Below are 588 nucleotides of genomic sequence, written 5' to 3'. Positions count from 1 at the left end.
ATCAGAGACTTCCACGGTTCCGTCCGGTCGCGCTCTGACCATCTGGTATTCGATCTTGATCTCACCTTTCTGCAGTTTTTCTAGAACGCCAGGATTCTCGTCTAGCCAGGCCCGGAACTCCGGATCTTTCTGGAATAGGTCATTGAAGTAGGTCGTGGAACCTTGCGCGGCCGATTCTCCATCGACTCTGCGACCGGTACTGCTGAGCTTCGCATCGCCACCTTTCGCTTCGGTGAAGGTCAGCCGGGTTCTGTCTGGGGATTGGGTGATCAGGTCGAATCTGTCGCGCACAGCGTTCGGTCTATTAAGAACTTCGGTGTCACCAAGCGCTTCTCGATATGCTGCCGCCGCTTTTTCGCCAAGGTCTCTCGAAGAGTTGTTGCGTGCAGTCCAACTCTTACGCTCCTCAAAAGAGCGCTCTTCCAGCTCGTCGAGGAGATCAAGCCGTGCGTCCTTCTCAGTGTCCGAAAGGTCAGCAACACTCACCTCTTCACGATGGCTATCAATTACACCTACGATGTCCTTCTTCTTGAGTGTCTTTGGATCGATGTCGATACCAAGTTCTCGGAGTTCGGTGAGTGCCTGGTT

The 588-nt window shown here is 53.6% G+C and carries 1 protein-coding gene; it reads right to left on the bottom strand.

Annotated elements, in window-relative coordinates:
• Window positions 1–588: hypothetical protein (locus HRF29_RS14595; RefSeq protein ID WP_173249576.1), on the bottom strand; the 588-nt coding region annotated here is incomplete at both ends.

The organism is Rathayibacter agropyri, from assembly GCF_013249015.1.
Classification (GTDB): domain Bacteria; phylum Actinomycetota; class Actinomycetes; order Actinomycetales; family Microbacteriaceae; genus Rathayibacter; species Rathayibacter agropyri.
Note: the sequence above shows the minus strand (reverse complement) of the source record. Positions and strands in the feature narration are given on the sequence as shown.